This window comes from Streptosporangium sp. NPDC001681, from assembly GCF_040298085.1.
Classification (GTDB): Bacteria; Actinomycetota; Actinomycetes; order Streptosporangiales; family Streptosporangiaceae; genus Streptosporangium.
The window spans coordinates 25066-45365 of the sequence record NZ_JBEOZN010000034.1; the positions used below are offsets into that span (position 1 = coordinate 25066).

Below are 20300 nucleotides of genomic sequence, written 5' to 3' on the forward strand. Positions count from 1 at the left end.
GTCGTTCACCACTCCTCCCTCGCTACGCGGAGCGCTCGTCCCTCGCGCGCCACTACGCTCACTGCGTCGGATTCTCTCAGCACTCACAGGTAACCAAGTCCCTTCAAAGCGTTCCTCGTCTCGGCCACCCAGTTCGCGTAGGCGGGCACCTGGGCCAGGACGGCGAGATCGATGTTGCGTCCTATGTATTCGAAGTAGTCGCGGACCGGCTTGCCACGCCGGGGGACGGTCGCGGCCAGCACCCTCGCGGGATCGGCGATCCTCTCGACATCGCGGGGCCGCGTGGGCAGCCCGCCGAGGTCACTGCCCGCCAGCCCCGCCCACACCGCGCGGTCGGCGAGCAGCCAGGCCTCGGTGTCGCCAAGTCCGATCACCGGCACCAGGTAGTGCGAGTGATAGCGGACGCCGTCGCTACGGCGGCGCTCCCGCCCGTCGTCGTGGGTGAAGAGCAGGTGGCAGTCGGCCGCGAGCTCCTCCAGCGCGGTGACCATGTGCTCCCGGTCGTGGGAGACCACCTCGGTCTCCTTGACGTCCACCGCGTACGGTGACATCCAGGTGAGCTCGCGCAGCTGCCTGGCGATCACGATGCTGAGGAAGCCCTCGTCGGTCTCCCCCTCCGCGATGAGTCCGGGAACCAGCGGGCGGCTCATGCGGCCGCGCCCAGGTACTTGCGGACCTGCCGGGGTGAGACGAACGTGCCCGGCTCACCGTCCGGCTGGATCGGCTTGGCCACGGTCACCCGCGACACCCGGTCGTTGTCGGGGTCGACGCGGACCGCGGTGTCGAGGAACGTCAGCGCGTCCGGCTCGGTCCGGTAGACCTCCGCGACGACGATCGGGGACTGGCTGGTGAGGATCACCTGCCGCGGCGGCTCGGCACCCCCCGGCCCGGAGGTCCTCTGGCGCACCCGCCGCAGCAGCTCGCCGAGGCGCCCCGGATGGACGCCGCTCTCGATCTCCTCCACCAGCAGCGTGCCCGGGTGGTCGGGGTCGTGCAGGGCGGTCAACAGGCCGAGGACCCGCAGGGTGCCGTCGGAGAGCAGCGTGGCCGGCACCGCTCCCTGGCCGTCGACGAGCAGATCGAAGGAGCACTCTCTCCGGTCGGTGCGCGGCACCAGCCCGGTGACGTCGGGGAGCACCCCCGCGAGGTCGACCACGAGGTCGGCCAGCGCCTCCGTACCGGCCATCCGCCCGAGCACCGCGGCCAGGTTCGCGCCGTCGGCCGCGAGCGGCCCCCGGTTGGCCGAGGGGCAGCGGCGGCGCATCGCCGCCGGGGACGGCGAATAGCGGCGCCACGAGGAGACCGTACGGCGGGGCGTGCCCTCCGGATCCGGGTCCTCGACCAGGAGATCCAGCAGCTCGTGCGGGATCCGCTGGGCCACGTGGCTGACGACGGCCCCGCTGGATCTGGGGATCTTCAGCACCATCTCCGCACCCACGTCGAACCTGACCGGCACCACGGAGCCGGGCTCCGGGGTGACCAGCGCCTCCACCGAGACGACGAACCCGCCCACGGCGGAACCGTGGGCGACCCGGTGGAACTGCTCGCCCGGCAGCCCGCGGGTCGCGCCCAGCAGCCCGCCCGGCCCCTCGATCTCGGCCGCCACGAACCCCACGGCGTCGAAGAGGTTCGACTTGCCGCTCGCGTTGGGTCCGACCAGCGCGAGGAAGGGCGGCACATCGAGATCGAAGCTCAAGAAGGACTTGAACCCGTCGATCTCGATCCGAGTGATCATGCCGCCGTTCTCCCTGTCACCTGTCGCCCCCTCGCCCCGAAGTCCAGAAAACCCTTATAGCTCCGGGGCTCTGGACAGCAGGCTGCCGCCCCACCGCGCCTGGAGGGCCTTCTCGACCGCGGCACCGACCCGGTAGCAGCGGTCGTCGCCGAGCACCGGAGCCATGATCTGCAGACCGACCGGCAGGCCGTCCTCGTCCGCCAGGCCGCACGGCACGGAGATGGCCGCGTTGCCCGCCAGGTTGGTCGGGATGGTGCACAGGTCGGCCAGGTACATCGCCATGGGGTCGTCGGCGCGCTCGCCGATCGGGAACGCCGTGGTGGGCGTCGTCGGCGAGATGAGCACGTCCACCTGCTGGAAGGCGGCCTCGAAGTCGCGCGCGATGAGCGTGCGGACCTTCTGCGCCTGGCCGTAGTAGGCGTCGTAGTAACCGCTGGACAGCGCGTACGTGCCGAGGATGATGCGGCGCTTGACCTCGGGGCCGAAGCCCTGGGCCCTGGTCAGGGCCATGACCTCCTCGGCGCTGCGCGTGCCGTCGTCGCCGACGCGCAGGCCGTACCTCATGGCGTCGAAGCGGGCCAGGTTGGAGGAGCACTCCGAGGGGGCGATGAGGTAGTACGCCGGGAGGGCGGTGGTGAACGAGGGGCAGGAGACCTCGAAGACCTTCGCGCCCAGCGACTCCAGCAGTTCCACGGTCTCGTGGAAGCGCGCGAGCACACCCGCCTGGTAGCCGTCGCCGCCGAACTCCTTGACCACGCCGATGCGCAGCCCGGCCACATCGCCGTTGCGCGCCGCCGCCACGACCGAGGGCACCGGGGCGTCGACGGAGGTCGCGTCCATCACGTCGTGGCCGGAGAACGCCTCGTGCAGCAGCGCGGCGTCCAGCACGTTGCGGGCGAAGGGGCCCGGCGTGTCGAGCGAGCTGGCGAAGGCGATCAAGCCGTAGCGGGACGAGCCGCCGTAGGTCGGCTTCATGCCCACGATGCCGGTGACCGCGGCGGGCTGGCGGATCGAGCCGCCGGTGTCGGTGCCGGTGGACAGCGGGGCCTCGTAGGCGGCGACCGCGGCGGACGAGCCGCCGGAGGAGCCGCCGGGGATGCGGGACAGGTCCCACGGGTTTCGGGTGGGGCCGTAGGCGGAGTTCTCGGTGGAGGAGCCCATCGCGAACTCATCCAGGTTGGTCTTGCCGAGGATCACCAGGCCGGCCTCGCGCAGACGGCGGGTCACGGTGGCGTCGTACGGCGGGCGATAGCCCTCAAGGATCTTGGATCCAGCCGTGGTCGGCATGTCGACGGTGGTGAAGACGTCCTTGTGCGCGATCGGCACGCCGGCCAGCGGGCCGAGCTCCTCGCCGGCGGCCCGGCGGGCGTCGACGGCCCGCGCCTGCTCCAGGGTCGTCTCGGCGTTGACGTGGAGGAAGGCGTTGACCTGCGGCTCGACGGCGGCGATCCGGTCGAGATGGGCCTGGGCGACCTCGACGGCGGAGACCTCTCCGGCGGCGATCAGCGCGCCCAGATCCGCGGCGGTCTTGTGGATGAGGCTCATGCTTCCTCCCCAAGGATGCGCGGCACGCGGAAGCGGTCGTCCTCGACTGCCGGGGCGCCTGACAGCGCCTGTTCCGGCGTCAGTCCTGGCCGCACCTCGTCGGGGCGGTAGACGTTGGTGAGCGGCAACGCGTGCGAGGACGGCGGGATGTCGTCGGCCGCCACCTCGGCGACGCGGGCGACCGCACCGATGATCACATCGAGCTGGGCGGCGAAGTGGTCGAGCTCCTCGTCGGCCAGCGCCAGCCGGGACAGCCGGGCGAGGTGAGCGACCTCGTCGCGGGTTATGGCGGACATGAGTCGTTGAACCCGTTTCGTGGAATGGCAATTGGACACTGTCATCCTATGGCTCGCGACCTGAGGGTCCCGACTCATTAACACCGTCGCAACCAACCGAAGATCTCTTACTCGAAGCGGTCAGACCGCCCCCGGCTCGCCAGGCCGGAGAAATCGGCTCCCGGCCTGTCCGGTGCGCACCGATCCGGGAGGCCCTGAGCCGGTTGCCGTCGCCCGCCGAGATCGCCGTACATCGGCCGTGCCGTGCCCCTGCCCGCCGGGAGATTGCGAAACGTTTTACTGCCGGGAGGCCCGATGATCCACATCGCCGTCATGGGCACCGGGTCGCGGAGTCGCGCCGCGGGTCCGGCCTGAAACGTTCCCGCCCGGCCGGTCAGGGGCACCGGTGCACCGGCGTCCCAGCTCGCACCACGAATCACGTTCCACCTCGCGTTCGGCCCCGGGCGCCCCGCGATCGCGGCCCCGTCCCACTGGAGAATCGCCGCCAAAGCTGGCCTTGCGCACCTATGTCAAGAACGTTTTAATAGCCGACAAACTGTGACACGGAACCGGTGCCGACCGTGGCGGCCGGACTCCGGCCGGCCGGATGTGATACCCGCGCCGTACCCGACGGCGATCGCCATCGCCCAGGACCTGGACGGAAAACTCGCGGGACGGAACGGCTGGGTCCCGCCTGGGGGGCAGACCAAGTAAGGGGTGTGTCCAGTTAACGGCGTGCGCCGTGAGGCGCTGTGATTTGAGCGGAGGTGGGAGACCTTCGCCTTCGGCCTGTCGCAGCAGGTCGGTGAAGCTGAGGGCAGCCTGATCCGGGTGATGCCGGGGAGGGCGGGAGCAGCCCTGACAAAGCCGGGACGTGCCAATACTGCCAGATGGTGCGGGTCCGGTGAGCGTGATGGAGAGGAGTACGAGAGGAACCGACGACGTCGTTAAGTCCCTCCACTGGACGCCTGCTCGAACCTGGTGGATCTGGGCAGGACGCGGTGCGCACCCGTCGGCCAAGGGCTGGCGGGGAACTCCTGGGCCGGTTTGCCGATGCCGGCAGGGAGGCCATGAGGAAGGTCTGCGGCGTACTCATGGCGAGGCCGCAGGGACAAAGTCGGGCTCCTACTTCGTCGAGCGAATCACAGTGAACACGGGAATCACCCGGTCGCAGCTCCAGGCCGTGGGCATCCAGCCCGTTGGCCGGGATAGGTGCATCGACCGCTGAACGGGCCGGGTGGGGCGGAGCCGCCGTAGTAGTCCGAGGCCGGGAGAGCCGGTCACATGGCCAAGGGCGGCAGCGGATTCGAGAAGGGATGGAGGCTGCAATGCCGAAAGACGCGCTGCCGAACGGCAGCGCCAGCGCCTCGGCCCCGGTGGGGTCGTGGTCACGGGTATCGGAGATGCAGGCCAAACTTCACCGTTGGGCGGCGGCTGATCCTGGCCGCCGGTTCGACGACCTGTTCAACTTCGTGCATGACCCGGCGACGCTGATCGTGGCGTTCGATCGGGTCTCGGGCAACCACGGGGCACACACTCCCGGCGTCGACGGCCTGACGGTCACCGGCGTCGAGGAGCGCATCGGTGTTGCGGGGTTCCTAGACGACCTGCGAACTTCCCTGAAGGATGGTTCGTTCCGGCCTTTGCCGGTGCGGGAACGTAAGATCCCCAAACCGGGTGGGTCAGGAAAGGTCCGTGCCCTCGGGATTCCGACGGTGAGCGACCGGGTCGTGCAGGCCGCGCTGAAACTCGTGCTGGAACCGATCTTCGAGGCCGACTTCGAGCCGGTCTCCTATGGGTTTCGGCCCAACCGGCGTGCTCAGGATGCGATCGCTGAGATCCACCATTTCGGCACCCGAGGCTATCGGTGGGTGCTGGATGCGGACATCGAGGCGTGCTTCGACCGGATCGACCACACGGCCCTGATGGACCGGGTGCGTTCCCGGGTGAAGGACAAACGCATTCTGGCGCTGGTCAAAGCGTTCTTGAAAGCCGGGATCTTGACCGAGCTCGGTGAGAACAAGAGCACCACGACCGGGACACCGCAGGGCGGCATCCTGTCTCCGCTGCTGGCCAACATCGCCTTGTCGGTGCTCGATGAGTATCTGATGCAGCCGTGGAAGAGCAGCGGGTCGATGTCGAGCGAGGGCAAGCGCGGATACCGTCGCCGCAAGGGGCTGCCGACATGGCGACTGGTTCGCTATGCCGACGACTTCGTCGTCTTGGTCCATGGGACCGAGCACGACACGCAGGTGGTGCGCGAGGACATCGCGAAAGTGCTGGAACCGATCGGGCTGCGGCTGTCACCGGCCAAGACCCGGATCGCGCATCTGAGCGATGGGTTTGACTTTCTGGGGTTCCGCATCCAGTGGCGCCGCAAGAGGGGAACCGATAAATGGCACGTCTATACCTTCGTCGCTGACCGGCCCATCCGGTCGTTGAAGGCCAAGATCCGTGCTCTGATCCACAGGAAGTCACAACAAGACCTGGGATCGGTGCTGATCAGGCTCAACCAGATCATGCGCGGCTGGGCCAACTACTTCAAGCACGCCGTGGCCAAGGACCGGTTCTGCGCACTTCACCAGTTCGTGTGGTGGAGGCTGATCCGGATGCTGCAGGGCCGGCGCCGCTGGAGCTGGAAGGACGTCCGACGTCATTTCACCACCCCGACCGGGCGGTGGCTGCCCATCACGGCGACGGGCGGGACCGAGTTGTTCGACATCGCCAAGGTGGCGGTGACCCGCTACCGCTGGCGCGGCAACAACATCCCCAATCCCTGGAATTCACCCATATGACGGCAGAGACCGTGGAGAGCCCGTTGCGTTGAGAGGCGCACGGCGGGTTCGGCGAGCGGCTTGAGGAGACGGGTTCAGAGAGATCTGAGCACCGCGCCTCAAGCCGACTCGACTCTGGCACGAATGCGGTGGTGACAGTGCGTGCTCAGGAAAGCAGGATCCGCTGCCGCAGCAGGGCGAAGCCGGCTCGGCCGTACATCTGACGTTTCAGCAGCTTGGCCTTGGTGTTGGGTGCCTTCCATGGGGCCGTTGCCGTAGGGCAGGGTCAGCCCGGCGATGACGGCCTGTTGGTCCTTTTCCAGGCCGAGGGCGAAGCTGTGCAAGGCGAGCAGGTCATCGGCGCGTACTGTGCTGATCCAGTCGTCAAGGTCGTGACCGCGACGCTGGGTGAGGATGGCGGCGAACTCCCGCACCCGCGAGGCCAGGGCCGTCAGGTGCGGGCAGGCGGGAATCAGCTCCTCCAGGTGGCGGCGGTGGTGAGGCGGTAGGTCGTCGGGGCGGCTCATGAGCCAGGAGACCAGCCGGCGTGGTGAGGGCGGGGTGCGGTCGGGGTCGGCGCGACCTTGGTTGTCGAAGGTCTGGCCCCGGCCAGCCGCAAGACCCGCTGAATCCATTCCTCCAGCCTCGTGGAGGCCGGCGGCGCGGACGCCTGGTCCATCTCGGTGACTCCCTTGCGATTGGGCTGGCGACGCCCTGGAGGCAAGTTTTGCCTGGGCAAGGACCGGCCTGGGAAGGCTGCGGGGTTTTCGTCTGAGAGCGTCGGAAACAATGCCGACCATAACTCTTAGTCACTGATGCAACGCAGATTGCGAGCAACGCCATGATCAAAGCTTTCCTCGTCGTCCTGGCGTTCGCCATCGCGGTGCTGATCACACTGGTTGTGCTGTCCCGCCCGCGCACAGCGCGCTGATCCGATCCAAAAGCCGCCCCGGGCCTCGGACATCCGCACTGCGTCTCGGCGTCACCGGCCCACGCGCCGGCCGCGTGACTCATCCAGCCGATGGTCGAGACCGAGGCCGCACAGCAGCCGTTCGACCTGGGCACAAAGGCCGCACACGGTCAGCATGCCGCCCCGCTCCTGGAGGCGCTGCTTGGCCCGAAAGAGCACGCGCAGCCCGGAGCAGTCCATAAGCGGCACCTGGCCCAAGCCCACCTCGACCCAGGGACCGCCCACCATGGCGATCTCGTCGAGCACGGCTCCCAGCAGCTCGGCGGTAGCCAGGTCGACCTCACCGCGCACGTGCACCACGGTGCGCCAGGCTTCGATCTCCACGCTGACATCCAGCCGCTGCAACGCATCCTCCGGATGGATCCACAGCCTCACCGGGGGCTACTCGGGAATGTGTCTTTCTTGCAGGCCAGCACAGCCGCGGCCCGCCGTCACCCCCCAGCCAGATAAACCCGCGCCCATTTTCGCCCCACCCACCATAGGTGGCAGTGGGTGTGCCCGGCTTAGCGTACGTTTTCGTTCCGCTGCACCGACCTCCGAATCGGGCGTCAGAGTACGGTGGAACGAAAGCACACGCTTGTACCCTCCGCAACCACGGCCGTCCCGGATCTCCGAGCGTCGGCCAGGTTGCGGGACGCCTTGTGGGATGGGCCGACCTGGGACAACAGGATGATCTTCAGTCGTCCCGGAATCGGACGTTTGCGGGACGCGATCCTCATGCCGAAGGCCTTGGCGTGCGTTTTCGGGGTGCCACCGGAATACGGCTGACACGGGCCGCCAGAGGCCATAGCCGCTGGGGACTTCTCGGACGTGGGTTACTGGACAGTGTTTCCGCAGGTGACCTAGCTGTCCGAGAACGTGTACGTTTCCGGACGACGGGCGGCTGGGCTTGCAACGTCGCATGTCAGAGGCTCGGCGGCCCGAATCTGCCGTATTCCGGTGGCACCCCATGTGGGCCGGACCCCTTCGAGAGTCCTGGGCCGACACTGGTGGATTCTTCACTCGCTATCTCGTGCTCGCCAGCGGCCCGACCGGCCGGGGGAAGCGTGCGACGAACCGTGCTCCGCAAGAGCTGTCTTCGATTGTGAGGGTGCCGCCATGGGCTTCGGCGATCTGCCGAGCGATAGCCAGGCCCAGGCCACTGCCGCCGGAGTCCTTGGCGCGGGCGTCTTGCAGGCGAATGAAGCGCTGGAAGACGAGTTCCCGCTGCTCGGGCAACACCCCGCTCCCGTCGTCGTGGACCTCCAGCACCGCCACGTCGCCCCGGTGCTCGACGGTGACCGTGACGCTGGTGCGGGCGTGGCGTTCGGCGTTGTCCAGGAGGTTGTGCAGCAGTCGTTCCAGGCCGATCCGTTCGCCATAGACCATCACGCCGCTGCTGAACCTCCTGACCACCCTGACCTTGCTTTGCTGGCGGTCGCGCTGCCGATGGTCGAGCTCGCCGTCCACCAGTACGGCGAGGTTGAGTAAGTCGTGCTGACCGACGATGCCCGCGTCAAGTCGGGAGAGCTCCAGCAGGTTGGTCAGCAAGTCCTGTAGCCTCTCGACGGTTTCCAGCAGCTTGTTACCGGTTTCCCCCCAGTCGGTCTCCTCCGGCTCCATGAGCGCTTCCTCGATCTCGGTACGCATGGCCGCGAGCGGGTGGCGCAGGTCATGGGAGGCGTCCGAGGCGAACCTCAACTGCTGCTGGATCGCTGCCTGGGCACGTTCCAACGTTTGGTTGGTGCTCTGCGCAAGCTTCTTGAACTCGTCATCATGGTTCGGCAGCGGAACCCGCTCGCTCAGATTGGAAGGCCGGATCGTGGCGAGTTTCCCGCTGATGGCGCACACCGGCTTGAGGGTCTTGCTCATCATCCAGTACGTCCCGAGCGCAGTGGTCGCGATCAACAGAAGTGAACCGCCGATGAGTCCGGCCAGGACGGCCGCGTTTCCATAGAGCGGAGGCTGGGGAGCGGCCATCAGCAGCAGCAGGGTGGCGGAAGCGCAGACCAGCGCCATGACAGCGCTCGCCACGGTGGTCACACGGGTTTTGACGGAGCAGTGATGCCATACGCTCAAGGTGATCACCCCAGCAGCGTCCTGGGTGCGGCTGCGGACGAGATACCGGTCCAAACAGCGGATGAGTTCTCCCTATTCCGGGGGGCAGACCAAGTAAGCCGGAAAGGGGCAACGGCGGTCGGCACACAGAACAGAATATTCACTCTGTCCGGTCACCCAGAGGCGTCATCCCAGGTCAACGCCTCCACACTGGTTCCCTCGCCGATTCAGTCCCGTGAAGCGTTCGGCGGCAGACCGCCGAAATCCGCCCTCGCCGAGCGGCACAACGAACCGTGTGGCACCGGTCGTTGCCCCTTTCCGGCTTACTTGGTCTGCCCCCCGCCTCGCCGGATTGTCACCGGCCACCGCGGCACGTGCGAGGCACCGACCGTCCGGCCGCGGCAGGCGGAAGATCCGGGGGCTAGGCCCGCTGGGGGTTGAGGATCTCGGTGGGGCGCAGGAAGCCGAAGTCGTGCGGGGCGAGCCCTCGATGCTTGCGCAACCATACTGTCGCCTCCGCGGCCGACATGGGCTTGGCGAACAGCCAGCCCTGGCCCAGATCGCACCCCATGTCCGCCAGGCGCTCGGCCACCTCGGCCGACTCGACGCCCTCGGCGACCGAACGCAGGCCGAGGGAGCGGACCAGGTCGACGATCGAGCGGACGATCCGCTCGTCGTCCTTGGACTCGCCGATCCGGCGGACGAACGAGGAGTCGATCTTGACCTCGGCCACCGGCAGACGCTGCAGGCGGACCAGCGAGGAGTAGCCGGTGCCGAAGTCGTCGAGCGCGAGCGGCACACCCAGCGAGGCCAGGGCGCGGACCGCGTCGGCGGTGTACGCCTGGTCGGTCATCAGGATGCGCTCGGTGACCTCCAGCTGGATCGCCTTGGGCGGCAGCCGGTATCGCGCCAGGCCCGCTCCCAACTGGTCGGAGAGCGCCGAGTCGAGAAGGTCGCGGGCCGAGACGTTGACGGAGATCTGCTCGTGCAGGCCGGTGTGCCACCAGTGGGCGGCCTGCTCCAGGGCCGCGTCGATGACGTATCCGGTGAGGTGGCGCATCAGATACGACTGCTCGGCCATCGGCACAAACTCTCCCGGGGAGATCATCCCCCGCTCCGGGTGGCGCCATCGCAGCAGCGCCTCCACGCCCCGCACCTGCCCTCCCGACAGGTCGAGCTTGGGCTGGTAGTGCAGCCGCAGCTCGGAGCGGTCGATGGCCCTGCGCAGGTCGCCGAGGAGGGTGAGCCGCTCGGGACTGTTGCGGTCCTTGTCGGCGGCGTAGATCTCGACCCCGGTCCTGCTCTCCTTCGCCAGGTACATCGCCACGTCGGAACGTTGCAGGAGCATCTCGAAGTCCGGTGCGTGGTCGGGGTAGATGGCGATGCCGAACGAGGCGTCCAGGTCGAAGCTCATGCCCTCCAGCCGTACCGGCTCGGTGATCGCCACCCGCAGGCGCGCCGCCACCTCCCTGGCCGCCGCGGCGTCCCTGACCGAGGGCAGCAGGACGGCGAACTCGTCGCCGCCGAGCCGGGCCACCACGTCGCCAGGACGGACGCTGTGGGTGAGCCGGTGCGCGACCATCTGCAGGAGCCGGTCGCCGACCGGGTGCCCGAGAGTGTCGTTGATCTCCTTGAACCGGTCGAGGTCGAGCAGGAACAGGCCGACCCGCTCGCCCTCCCGCGCCTCGGCGAGCGCCTCCTCCGTGCTGAGCACGAGCATCTTGCGGTTGGGCAGCCCGGTCAGGCCGTCGTGCATCGCCTGGTGGTCGCGGCGGACCGACATGCTGGCCGTGAAGTAGACGGCCAGCATGGGCGCCAGGAAGAGCGGCACCAGGGCCGGCGAGTGGTTCATCACCACCACGACGAGCGGGGCCAGGCCGAGCAGCCCGGCGTAGACGAGGCTCTGGTGACCGATCGTGGTCTTGATCACCCGGTGGATCGACCTGCGTTCGTGCAGCGCCACCGCGCCGGAGACCAGCGCGGCCCGGACCACGAAGTAGGCCAGCCCGGCCAGCCCGATCGCCAGCAGGTCGGCGCCGTCGGGCACCCCGGTGCCCACCGTGACGGGCCGGTCGCCGAAGAGGCCGAGCACCACCCCGGCGGCGGTGCAGGCCAGTGTCACCTGGGCGATGTTGAACATGACCCGGTGGCACGCCTTACGGGTGACCGCCCCGTTGACGACCATGGCGACCGCCTGCAGCAGCACCGCGATCGGCAGGCCGTAGTGGAGCAGCGCGGCGAAGGTGAACATGGTCGACGGGTAGGTGCCCCCCACGGTCAGCGACGACGACAGGACCACCGGCCGCAACTCGCCCAGCACGACAAGGACCGTGAGCATCCAGAACAGCGGGCTTCGGGCGAGTTCCACGATCTCGGCCGTGTCCATGCTCAGCTGGGACACGACCAGGACGACGAACCCGACCGAGATGACGGCGGCGAGATAGGCCCAGAGGGGCGATCCCAGACGCGGTCCGGTATCGCGGGTGTCGGTTGGGTCGGCCATGAGTAACAAAACCCCCATTAGTTCACTATGGGAGAGTACGGCCTACGGGCCACTTCGCGAAACCGATTGCGCACGGTCCGTCACTGAAAATTCACGCCTTCTTGCGCACGGCGGCGGGGCGGTCCTGTCACTCCTCGGGCCGCACCGTCACCTCCACCGCCGCCTCGGGCCCCTCGGCCAGCAGGACTCGCAAACCGGCCTCGTCGAGGATCGGCACGCCGAGCTTCACGGCCTTGTCGAACTTGGAACCCGCGTTCTCTCCGACCACCACGAAGGAGGTCTTCTTCGACACCGACGCCGCGACCTTGCCACCTCGGGCGGCCAGGGCCTCACCGGCCTCGTCACGGGTGAAGTCGGCGAGCGTGCCGGTCACCACGAAGGTCAGCCCGGCCAGGGTCTGCGGGAGCTGCTCGGCCGGCGGGTCGTCGACCATCCGGACCCCGGCGTCCGCCCAGCGCTTGATGATCTCCCGGTGCCAGTCGACCTCGAACCAGTCGCGGATCGCCGCGGCCACCCGCGGGCCGACGCCCTCGACCGCGGCGAGCTCCTCCTCGGAGGCCTTCGCGATCGCGTGGATGGAACCGAACTCCGCGGCGATCGCCTGGGCGGTCGGAGGGCCGACATGCCGGATGGAGAGCGCGACGAGCACCCGCCAGACCGGCTGGCTCTTGGCCTTCTCCAGCTGCTCCAGCATCTTCTCGGCGTTCTTGCTCGGCTCGCCGCTCTGGTTGGCGAAGAAGGTGACGATCTTCTGCTCGCCGCTCTCCGGATCGGTCTTGGGCAGCCCGGTGTCGGGATCACGGACCACCGACCTGATCGGCAGCAGCTGCTCGATCGTCAGATCGAACAGGTCTGCCTCGGTGCGGACCGGCGGCTCCTGCGGCGGCAGCGGCTGGGTCAGCGCGGTGGCCGCCACGTAACCCAGCCCCTCGATGTCGAAGGCCCTGCGGCCGGCCGCGAAGAAGATGCGCTCGCGGAGCTGGGCGGGACACGCCCTGGTGTTGGGGCAGCGCAGGTCGGCGTCGCCCTCGTTCTCGTACGCCAGCTCGGTGTCGCACTCCGGGCAGCGCTCCGGCATCACGAACGCCCGCTCGGCGCCGTCGCGCAGGTCGACGACCGGACCGACGATCTCGGGGATGACGTCGCCCGCCTTGCGCAGCACCACGGTGTCGCCGATCAGCACCCCCTTGCGCGCGACCTCGGAGGCGTTGTGCAGCGTGGCCCGCTCGACGGTGGAACCGGCCACCACGATCGGCTCCATGACCCCGTACGGCGTGACCCTGCCGGTGCGGCCCACCGCGACCTGGATGTCGAGGAGCCTGGTGTTGACCTCCTCGGGAGGATACTTGTAGGCGATCGCCCAGCGGGGGGCCCTGCTGGTCGAGCCCAGGTTGTGCTGGAGCTCGATGCGGTCGACCTTGACCACGACGCCGTCGATCTCGTAGGCCGGGTCGTGACGGTGCTCGTTGTAGAAGTCGATGAAGGCGTTGATGCCCTCAAGGTCGTCGACGACCCGGTAGAGGTCGCTGACCGGCAGGCCGAACGCCGCGAGCCGGTCGTAGATCTCCGACTGGGTGCGGGGCGGGGCGGTCCCCTCCCACTTGCCGATCCCGTGGACGATCATGTGCAGCGGCCGCTGCGCGGTGACGCGCGGATCCTTCTGCCGCAGGGAACCCGCCGCGGAGTTGCGCGGGTTGGCGAACGGCGCCTTGCCCGTCTCGACCAGCTGCTCGTTGAGCTTCCTGAACTCCTCGACCGGGATGTAGACCTCGCCCCTGACCTCCACCAGGTCGGGCACGTCGTCGCCGGTCAGGCGGTGCGGCACGTTGGCGATCGTGCGGACGTTGGCCGTCACGTCGTCACCGACGCGGCCGTCGCCCCTGGTGGCCCCCCTGGTCAGGCGGCCCTTCTCGTAGACCAGTGCGATCGCCAGACCGTCGATCTTCAGCTCGCACAGGTAGGGCGCGGGGTCGCGCTCGGCCAGCCGCTCGGCCCTCGCCCGCCAGGCGGCGAGATCCTCGGCGTTGAAAGCGTTGTCGAGGCTCTCCATCCGCTGCAGGTGCTTGACCGGATTGAAATCGCTGGAGATCGGCGTGCCGATCTTCTGGGTGGGGGAGTCGGGCGTGCGGAGGGTCGGGCTCTCCTCCTCCAGCTCACGCAGCTCGCGCATCCACCCGTCGTACTGGGCGTCGCTCACGGTGGGCGAGTCGAGCACGTGGTAGCGCCAGTTGGCCTCCTCGACCAGCTCGGTCAGCTCCGCGTGCCGCTCCAACGCCCGCACCGGCACGCCCTCGACCTCAGCGCCCATCGCCGCTTCTCCCCTCGTCGTCGGCCAAGCCAAACGTATCCTCGAGCACCGACAGTCCGCGTCCTTCCTTACCCCGAGTTGAAGCCCCCGGCGGCCGGGATCACTCGCCGGGGTCGTCCTGCAGCACCCGGGCGGCCTTGCGGCAGGTGGCCAGGGCCGCCCTGGCGTAGGCGGGCGAGGCCCCGGCCAGGCCGCAGGCCGGGGTGAGCACCACCTGCGAGGCCAGCGTCGCGGCGGGGAAGCCGAGACGGCGCCAGAGCTCGACGGCCGGTCCGGCGACCACTCCGACGTCGGGGAGCCTCGCGTCCGTCCCCGGCACGACACCGAGGAAGAGAGCCGTCCCCGCCTCGACGGTCTCGCCGATCGCGTCCTCGTCGCGCCTGTTCAGCAGGTGGGCGTCGAGCGAGACGCCCGCCGCGCCCGCCGCGCGCAGCACGCGGAAGGGCACGGCGGGGGCGCAGCAGTGCACGACGGCGAACGTCCCCGCGGGGAACACCGCGCCGAGCCGGTCCGCGGCGACCTGGCGGTCGACCGCGGCCAGCCGCCCGAAACCCGAGGCGGTCGGCACCGTGCCCGCGAGGACGCCCGGCAACCCCGGCTCGTCGATCTGCACCACGATCTGCGAGGCCCCCGGCACCCTGCGGCGCACGTCGGCGACGTGCGCGGCGAGCCCCTCGGCCAGGGACTCCACCAGATCGCGCACCGCCCCCGGGTCGGCGAGCGTCTTGTCGCCGTGTCTGAGCTCGACCGCTCCGGCCAGCGTCCACGGCCCGCACACCTGGATCTTGAAGGGCCCCTCGTACCCCTGGGCCGCCTCCTCCAGGGCGTCGAGGTCGCGGATGAGATGGTCGCGGGCGCGTTTGAGGTCACGGCCCGGCCGGTCGGCGAACCGCCAGCCCGACGGCTGTACCTCAACGGGCATCTCCAGCAGGAGCGACGCGGTGCGCCCGATCATGTCGGCGCCGACGCCCCGGGCGGGCAGCTCCGGCAGGTACGGCAGCGCGGGCGACTCGCCGAGGACCACCCTGACCGCCTCGGCGTGGTCCTCCCCCGGATGCGACCCGATGCCGGTGGCGGTCGCCTCACCCCATGGGTACTGGCTCAAGACTGCTCCTGGTTTCGCGTTGGGAGGCAGGCGGGACCCGCCCGCCCAGGCCAGCTTATGACCGCCGGATCACGCCTTCGGCCCGGGGAATCCCGCCGCGCCGTGACGGCACGCGCCCGGGAACGAGAGCCCGTGGCGGCACCGCCCCCTCGTGGATCATGGACCGGCGCGCCCGTAGGGTGTGGGAATGAGACTCACGAAATTCGGACACGCCTGTGTCCGCCTGGAGAAGGACGACTCCGTTCTCGTGATCGACCCGGGCTCCTTCAGTGAGGAGTCCGCACTCGACGGGGCACGGACCGTGCTCATCACCCACGAGCACTTCGACCACGTGGAGGCGGGCCGGCTGCGCCGGGCGGCCGAGGCCGACCCGTCCTTGGAGATCTGGACCAACGAGGGCGTGGCCGCCACGCTGACCGACGTCCCCGCGAAGATCCAGGTGGTACGGCACGGCGACGCGTTCGACACGGCCGGCTTCGGGGTGAGGGTCGTCGGCGAGTGGCACGCCCCCAACCACCCGGACCAGCCGATCGTGCGCAATGTCGGTTTCCTCGTGGACGAGGAGGTCTTCTACCCGGGGGACGCGTTCACCCCGCCGGGCGTCGAGGTGCCCACGCTCCTGGTGCCGACCAACGCGCCGTGGATGAAGGCGTCGGAGATGGTCGAGTACCTGCGCCAGGTCCGCCCGGACAGGGCCTTCTCCACCCACGACGGCCTGCTCAACGACATCGGGCTCGGCCTGGTCGACATGTGGCTGGACATGGAGTCGAAGAAGCAGAAGGCCGAGATGCGCCGTCTCAAGCCCGGCGAGTCGGTCACCCTGCCCTGACGCGGACCTGCTCGCCCGGGCCGGGAACCGGGCGCGGGGACGCGACCGCCGAGGACGTGCCCGCTCGGCGGCGGAGGGGGCTCAGCGGGCCGAGGCGATGGTGGCCGAGCCGATCACGGTGTCGCCGAGGTAGAGCACCGCGGCCTGGCCCGCCGCGACCCCGGTGGCCGGGGCGTCCAGCGTGATGTGCACCTCCCCGCCGGACAGCCGGGCCCGGCAGCCGTACACCTCGCCGTGCGCGCGGAGCTGGACCGTGCAGGTCAGCGGCTCGCGCGGCTCGCCGGTCGGGCCGTTCCAGACCGGGCGCCCCGCGACGATCTCCGTGACCGCCAGGGACGAGCGCGGACCGATCGTGACCGTGTTGGAGACCGGCTCGATGGACAGCACGTAGCGCGGGCGGCCGTCGGGGGCCGGGCGGTCGATGCGCAGGCCCTTGCGCTGGCCGACCGTGAAGCCGTAGGCGCCCTCGTGCCCGCCCACGACCTCGCCGGACTCGTCGACGATCGGACCCGGCACCGCGCCGAGACGGTCGGCGAGGAAGCCCCTGGTGTCGCCGTCGGCGATGAAGCAGATGTCGTGGCTGTCGGGTTTGTCGGCCACCATGAGCCCGCGCCGCGCGGCCTCCTCGCGCACCTGGGCCTTGGTGGAGTCGCCCAGCGGGAAGATCGCGTGACCGAGTTGCTCCCTGGTGAGCACGCCCAGCACGTACGACTGGTCCTTGCCCTCGTCGGGGCTGCGGCTCAGCACGCCGTCGGTGACACGCGCGTGGTGCCCGGTGGCCACCGCGTCGAAGCCCAGCGCGAGGGCGCGGTCGAGCACCGCCTCGAACTTGATCTTCTCGTTGCAGCGCAGGCACGGGTTGGGCGTGCGGCCGGCGGCGTACTCGCTGACGAAGTCCTCGACCACGTCGCGGTGGAACCGCTCGGCCATGTCCCAGACATAGAAGGGGATGCCGATCACGTCGGCGGCCCTGCGGGCGTCTCGCGAGTCCTCGACCGTACAGCACCCGCGGGCGCCGGTCCGATAGGACTGGGGATTGGCCGAGAGGGCGAGGTGGACACCGGTGACGTCATGGCCCGCCTCGGCGATGCGGGCGGCCGCCACGGCGGAGTCGACGCCGCCGGACATGGCGGCAAGCACACGAAGACTCATAACCCCTTGAGCGTACCCGCGTTGGCGGGCACCCCGTCGGGCTGGGAGAATCCGGGGTCATGCGACTGTTCGGGCGGAAGAACGAGCCCGCCGCCGACCCTGCCGACGGTATCGGCGAGTTCTGGGCGTGGTGGGCGGAGGCGAGACCGGAACTGGACGCGATGGTCGCCGCCGGCGAGGCCGAGCGGCTGGCCGAGTGGATCGGGCCCGCGGTGCTGGTCGTCCACCCGTCGCTGGTGTGGGAGATCGCCCCCGGCCGGAGCGCCGACCAGGCCCTCGTGGTCACCTCGGCCGGCGACCCCGAACTGCGCCCCATCGCGCATCGCTGGGCCGCCGCGGCGCCGCCCGCCGACGGCCTGTGGGAGTTCCACCCGTCCCGGCGGGCCAACCCGCACGCGATGGACCTCACGCTCGACGTGGGCGGCTACGAGTTCGCGCTCGACAAGCTCGTGCTCGGCCTGCGCGCCCCGCACGGCAACCCCCGGGTCGACGTGGTCGCCTACCATCCGATCTTCACCATCCTGGACGACGAGACGCGCACCGAGGCGGCGCTGCTCGCCCTCGACTGGCTGCTCGGCGAGGACGACGTGGCCCGCTGGGTGGGTGACATCTCCGCCGCGGCCTTCGAGCCGATCGACGCGGTGCCCGCCGTGCACCTGCCGAGCGTGGTCTCCGATCTGGCCTCGGGCTACCGGGACGAGCAGTGGGCGCTACTGGAGGGTGAGACCGCCACCGGCGCCCGCCTGATCGCCACCGCCCGATACCCGCTCCGCCCGGTCGACCATCCGCTGTTCGACCAGCACATCGCCATCACGCTGCCGTACGCGCACCGCGACGCCGAAGGGCTGCCCACCGGCCCCTCGCTGGAGGCGCTGCGCGACTTCGAGGAGCGTCTCGCCGGGCGGATCAGCAGGCTGAACGGCCAGGCCCTGCTCGCCGCGCACATGAGCGCCGAGGGGCAGCGGGTGCTGCACGTCTACGCCGACCCGGTGAGCGAGACGGCCATCCACGCCAAGGAGCTCATCGTGAGCTGGGAGGAGGGGCGGCCCCGGGTCGACGTGGTCGGCGACCCCGGCTGGATCGCCATCTCGCCCTTCCTGACCTAGGAATCCCCGGCACGGTCTTGAGTACCGGCCCTCAGAGCCGTACGGATCAGCTCAGACCCGCGCGGCGGGCGCGCTCGACGGCGAGGCCGATGATCTCGGCCAGCCGGTCCACATCGGCCTCGGTCGAGGTGTGGCCGAGGGAGAAGCGCAGCGAGCCGCGCGCCCGGAAGCCGTCGGCGCCCATCGCGAGCAGGACGTGGGACGGCTGGGCGACACCTGCCGAGCAGGCCGAGCCCGTCGAGCACTCCACGCCCTTGGCGTCCAGCAGCATGAGCAGCGCGTCGCCCTCGCAGCCGGGGAAGGAGAAGTGGGCGTTGCCCGGGAGGCGGTTCACCGGGTCGCCGTTGAGGATCACATCGGGCACCGCCTCACGGACCCGGCGGATCAGGTCGTCGCGGAGCGCGGCCAGCCTGGTCGAGGTCTCGGCCTGCCGGGCCACCGCGGTCCGCACGGCCGTGGCGAAACCGGCGATGGCGGGGGCGTCGAGCGTGCCGGAGCGGACATCTCGCTCCTGACCGCCACCGTGCAGTACCGGCACCGGGTCGACGCCCCGGGCGAGCAGCAGCGCGCCGACGCCCATCGGGCCGCCGACCTTGTGACCGGAGAGCGTCAGCGCGTCGATCCCCGAGTCGGCGAAGACCACCGGGATCTGACCGACCGCCTGGACCGCGTCGGTGTGGAAGGGGACGCCGTACTCGCGGGCCACCTCGGCGAGCGCGTGGACGGGCTGGACGGTGCCGACCTCGTTGTTGGCCCACATGACGCTGGCCAGCGCGACGCTGCCCGGGTCGCGCTCGATGGCCTCGCGCAGGGTCTGCGGATGCACCCGGCCGAACTCGTCGACGTCGAGCAGCTCGACGGTCGCACCCTGGTGATCGCTCAGCCAGTGCGCGGGGTCCAGGGCGGCGTGGTGCTCGACGGCGCTGATCAGGATCCTGTCCGCGCCCCCGGCGCGACGGGCCCAGTACAGGCCCTTGATGGCGAGATTGTCGGCCTCGGTGCCGCCCGCGGTGAAGACGACCTCGCTGGGACGGGCGCCGAGCGCGGCGGCGATGGTCTCCCGCGACTCCTCCACGACCTGGCGGGTGCGGCGGCCGGCGGCGTGCAGGGAGGACGCGTTGCCGACCTGGCCCAGTTGGGCTGTCATCGCCTCGATCGCCTCGGGAAGCATCGGCGTGGTCGCCGCGTGATCGAGATAGGCGGACTGCACGGCCGCATCCCCTCCCCCACATCGCTGTCAACCTTCCAAGGGTATCCGTGCTCGGGAAGGGCCTCACCCCCGGAGTTGACCGCTAAACCGTCCAGACGGTACAGTAGCGGCCATGAGACGGGGTGAACTGTTGGACGCGGCAGAGGATCTGCTCTCCGACCAGGGCTCCCAGGCGCTCACCCTGGCGACCGTCGCCGAGCGCGCCGGATGCAGCAAAGGCGGCCTGCTCTACCATTTCAGCACCAAGGAAGCCCTGATCAAGGGCATGGTCGAGCGGCTGATCGAGGAGTTCGACGAGCTCATCGCCGCCCAGGGCCACGACACCTACACCAAGAACTATCTGGCGGCCACGTTCGCCGCCGTGCGGAGCGGCAGGCTGCGGCGCTGGGCCGTGGTGACCGGAGCCTCCGGCAACCTCTATCTTCTGGCACCGCTGCGGGTGGCGATGGCCCGATGGCATCGCGAGGGGCTCGACAGCGAGCCCGACCCGGAGGCGGCGCAGATCGTGCGCCTCGCCTGCGAGGGACTGTGGGACGTGGCGAGCCACGACCCCGATCTCTATGACGACGAGCACTACGAGAGTCTGAAACGGCGTCTGCTGGCCATGCTGCCCGCCTGACCCTGATAGGCCCCTGACACCTTCTTCTCCTGGTTCCCCTGACACCCCTCACTCGCCCGCGCGCCTGATCGCGTGCCCGGCCGGGGAAAACCCATCACACAAATTGGTGGTCGCTTCCGCACGCGCGAAAGC

16 protein-coding genes are annotated in these 20300 nt (G+C 69.7%); 4 read left to right on the forward strand and 12 right to left on the reverse strand.

Going from position 1 to position 20300, the window contains the following annotated elements; all coding sequences use genetic code 11:
* Positions 1 to 83: 83 nt before the first annotated feature.
* From ABT130_RS17730 to gatC, 4 genes are read right to left on the reverse strand one after another with little or no spacing between them, the layout of a single operon-like run.
* The gene (locus ABT130_RS17730) at positions 84 to 650 is read right to left on the reverse strand and encodes a hypothetical protein (protein ID WP_350914662.1); all 567 of its coding nucleotides are present in this window, start codon (positions 648 to 650) and stop codon (positions 84 to 86) included.
* Positions 647 to 1735 (reverse strand): AAA family ATPase, encoded by a 1089-nt coding sequence (locus tag ABT130_RS17735; RefSeq protein WP_350914659.1) that lies wholly within the window; start codon positions 1733 to 1735, stop codon positions 647 to 649. Before ABT130_RS17735 ends, ABT130_RS17730 begins: the two co-directional genes overlap by 4 nt.
* Before the next feature lie 54 nt (positions 1736 to 1789).
* Complete coding sequence (gene gatA / locus ABT130_RS17740) at positions 1790 to 3280, reverse strand: Asp-tRNA(Asn)/Glu-tRNA(Gln) amidotransferase subunit GatA (protein ID WP_350914656.1); 1491 nt, start codon at positions 3278 to 3280, stop codon at positions 1790 to 1792.
* Entirely contained in the window at positions 3277 to 3576 is a 300-nt protein-coding gene (gene gatC / locus ABT130_RS17745) for an Asp-tRNA(Asn)/Glu-tRNA(Gln) amidotransferase subunit GatC (RefSeq protein ID WP_030913706.1), read from the reverse strand. The genes gatA and gatC overlap by 4 nt, the downstream gene beginning before the upstream one ends.
* A gap of 1307 nt (positions 3577 to 4883) precedes the next feature.
* Between gatC and ltrA the strand changes: the two genes are divergently transcribed.
* Positions 4884 to 6350 carry a group II intron reverse transcriptase/maturase gene (gene ltrA / locus ABT130_RS17750; protein WP_350956599.1) on the forward strand — a complete coding sequence of 489 codons (1467 nt, stop codon included), beginning with the start codon at positions 4884 to 4886 and terminating at the stop codon, positions 6348 to 6350.
* 98 nt (positions 6351 to 6448) lie between these two features.
* Here ltrA and ABT130_RS17755 read toward each other — a convergent pair whose 3' ends face one another.
* The 6 genes from ABT130_RS17755 to ABT130_RS17780 all read right to left on the reverse strand — a co-directional run bounded on the left by ABT130_RS17755 (position 6449) and on the right by ABT130_RS17780 (position 15252).
* Positions 6449 to 6856, reverse strand: a complete 408-nt coding sequence (locus ABT130_RS17755; protein ID WP_350956601.1) for a hypothetical protein — start codon at positions 6854 to 6856, stop codon at positions 6449 to 6451.
* 455 nt (positions 6857 to 7311) lie between these two features.
* Positions 7312 to 7674: an STAS domain-containing protein gene (locus ABT130_RS17760; RefSeq protein WP_350956603.1), complete on the reverse strand. Its 363-nt coding sequence runs from the start codon at positions 7672 to 7674 to the stop codon at positions 7312 to 7314.
* Positions 7675 to 8304: 630 nt separating this feature from the next.
* The gene (locus tag ABT130_RS17765; protein ID WP_350956604.1) at positions 8305 to 9366 is read right to left on the reverse strand and encodes a sensor histidine kinase; all 1062 of its coding nucleotides are present in this window, start codon (positions 9364 to 9366) and stop codon (positions 8305 to 8307) included.
* Positions 9367 to 9757: 391 nt separating this feature from the next.
* Positions 9758 to 11839, reverse strand: coding sequence for a putative bifunctional diguanylate cyclase/phosphodiesterase (locus ABT130_RS17770; protein WP_350956606.1), 2082 nt, complete (start codon positions 11837 to 11839; stop codon positions 9758 to 9760).
* Positions 11840 to 11966: 127 nt separating this feature from the next.
* Entirely contained in the window at positions 11967 to 14147 is a 2181-nt protein-coding gene (ligA, locus tag ABT130_RS17775; protein WP_350956608.1) for an NAD-dependent DNA ligase LigA, read from the reverse strand.
* 100 nt (positions 14148 to 14247) lie between these two features.
* Positions 14248 to 15252 carry a methionine synthase gene (locus ABT130_RS17780; protein WP_350956610.1) on the reverse strand — a complete coding sequence of 335 codons (1005 nt, stop codon included), beginning with the start codon at positions 15250 to 15252 and terminating at the stop codon, positions 14248 to 14250.
* Positions 15253 to 15439: 187 nt separating this feature from the next.
* Between ABT130_RS17780 and ABT130_RS17785 the strand changes: the two genes are divergently transcribed.
* Positions 15440 to 16081, forward strand: a complete 642-nt coding sequence (locus ABT130_RS17785; protein WP_350956611.1) for an MBL fold metallo-hydrolase — start codon at positions 15440 to 15442, stop codon at positions 16079 to 16081.
* Between the two features lie 81 nt (positions 16082 to 16162).
* On the opposite strand, the gene mnmA is transcribed toward ABT130_RS17785, so the two are convergent.
* On the reverse strand, positions 16163 to 17233 hold the full coding sequence (gene mnmA, locus ABT130_RS17790) for a tRNA 2-thiouridine(34) synthase MnmA (protein ID WP_350956613.1): 1071 nt from the start codon (positions 17231 to 17233) through the stop codon (positions 16163 to 16165).
* 59 nt (positions 17234 to 17292) lie between these two features.
* Here mnmA and ABT130_RS17795 point away from each other — a divergent pair, with 59 nt between their 5' ends.
* Complete coding sequence (locus tag ABT130_RS17795) at positions 17293 to 18339, forward strand: DUF695 domain-containing protein (protein WP_350956615.1); 1047 nt, start codon at positions 17293 to 17295, stop codon at positions 18337 to 18339.
* Between the two features lie 46 nt (positions 18340 to 18385).
* Here the strand turns inward: ABT130_RS17795 and ABT130_RS17800 are convergent, their stop codons facing one another.
* A complete protein-coding gene (locus tag ABT130_RS17800) occupies positions 18386 to 19549 on the reverse strand; it encodes a cysteine desulfurase family protein (protein ID WP_350956617.1) in 1164 nt (387 codons plus the stop codon).
* Between the two features lie 112 nt (positions 19550 to 19661).
* On the opposite strand from ABT130_RS17800, the gene ABT130_RS17805 reads away from it, so the two are divergent.
* Positions 19662 to 20168: a TetR/AcrR family transcriptional regulator gene (locus ABT130_RS17805; RefSeq protein ID WP_350914633.1), complete on the forward strand. Its 507-nt coding sequence runs from the start codon at positions 19662 to 19664 to the stop codon at positions 20166 to 20168.
* Positions 20169 to 20300 lie beyond the last annotated feature (132 nt).

Excerpts from the sequence above, each read along its gene's own strand:
- ligA (WP_350956608.1), bottom strand. The coding sequence starts at position 14,147 with ATGGGCGCTGAGGTCGAGGGCGTGCCGGTGCGGGCGTTGGAGCGGCAC.
- ABT130_RS17795 (WP_350956615.1), top strand. The coding sequence starts at position 17,293 with ATGCGACTGTTCGGGCGGAAGAACGAGCCCGCCGCCGACCCTGCCGAC.
- mnmA (WP_350956613.1), bottom strand. The coding sequence starts at position 17,233 with ATGAGTCTTCGTGTGCTTGCCGCCATGTCCGGCGGCGTCGACTCCGCC.
- gatA (WP_350914656.1), bottom strand. The coding sequence starts at position 3,280 with ATGAGCCTCATCCACAAGACCGCCGCGGATCTGGGCGCGCTGATCGCC.
- ABT130_RS17785 (WP_350956611.1), top strand. The coding sequence starts at position 15,440 with ATGAGACTCACGAAATTCGGACACGCCTGTGTCCGCCTGGAGAAGGAC.
- ltrA (WP_350956599.1), top strand. The coding sequence starts at position 4,884 with ATGCCGAAAGACGCGCTGCCGAACGGCAGCGCCAGCGCCTCGGCCCCG.
- ABT130_RS17805 (WP_350914633.1), top strand. The coding sequence starts at position 19,662 with ATGAGACGGGGTGAACTGTTGGACGCGGCAGAGGATCTGCTCTCCGAC.
- ABT130_RS17755 (WP_350956601.1), bottom strand. The coding sequence starts at position 6,856 with ATGAGCCGCCCCGACGACCTACCGCCTCACCACCGCCGCCACCTGGAG.
- ABT130_RS17730 (WP_350914662.1), bottom strand. The coding sequence starts at position 650 with ATGAGCCGCCCGCTGGTTCCCGGACTCATCGCGGAGGGGGAGACCGAC.
- ABT130_RS17735 (WP_350914659.1), bottom strand. The coding sequence starts at position 1,735 with ATGATCACTCGGATCGAGATCGACGGGTTCAAGTCCTTCTTGAGCTTC.
- gatC (WP_030913706.1), bottom strand. The coding sequence starts at position 3,576 with ATGTCCGCCATAACCCGCGACGAGGTCGCTCACCTCGCCCGGCTGTCC.
- ABT130_RS17770 (WP_350956606.1), bottom strand. The coding sequence starts at position 11,839 with ATGGCCGACCCAACCGACACCCGCGATACCGGACCGCGTCTGGGATCG.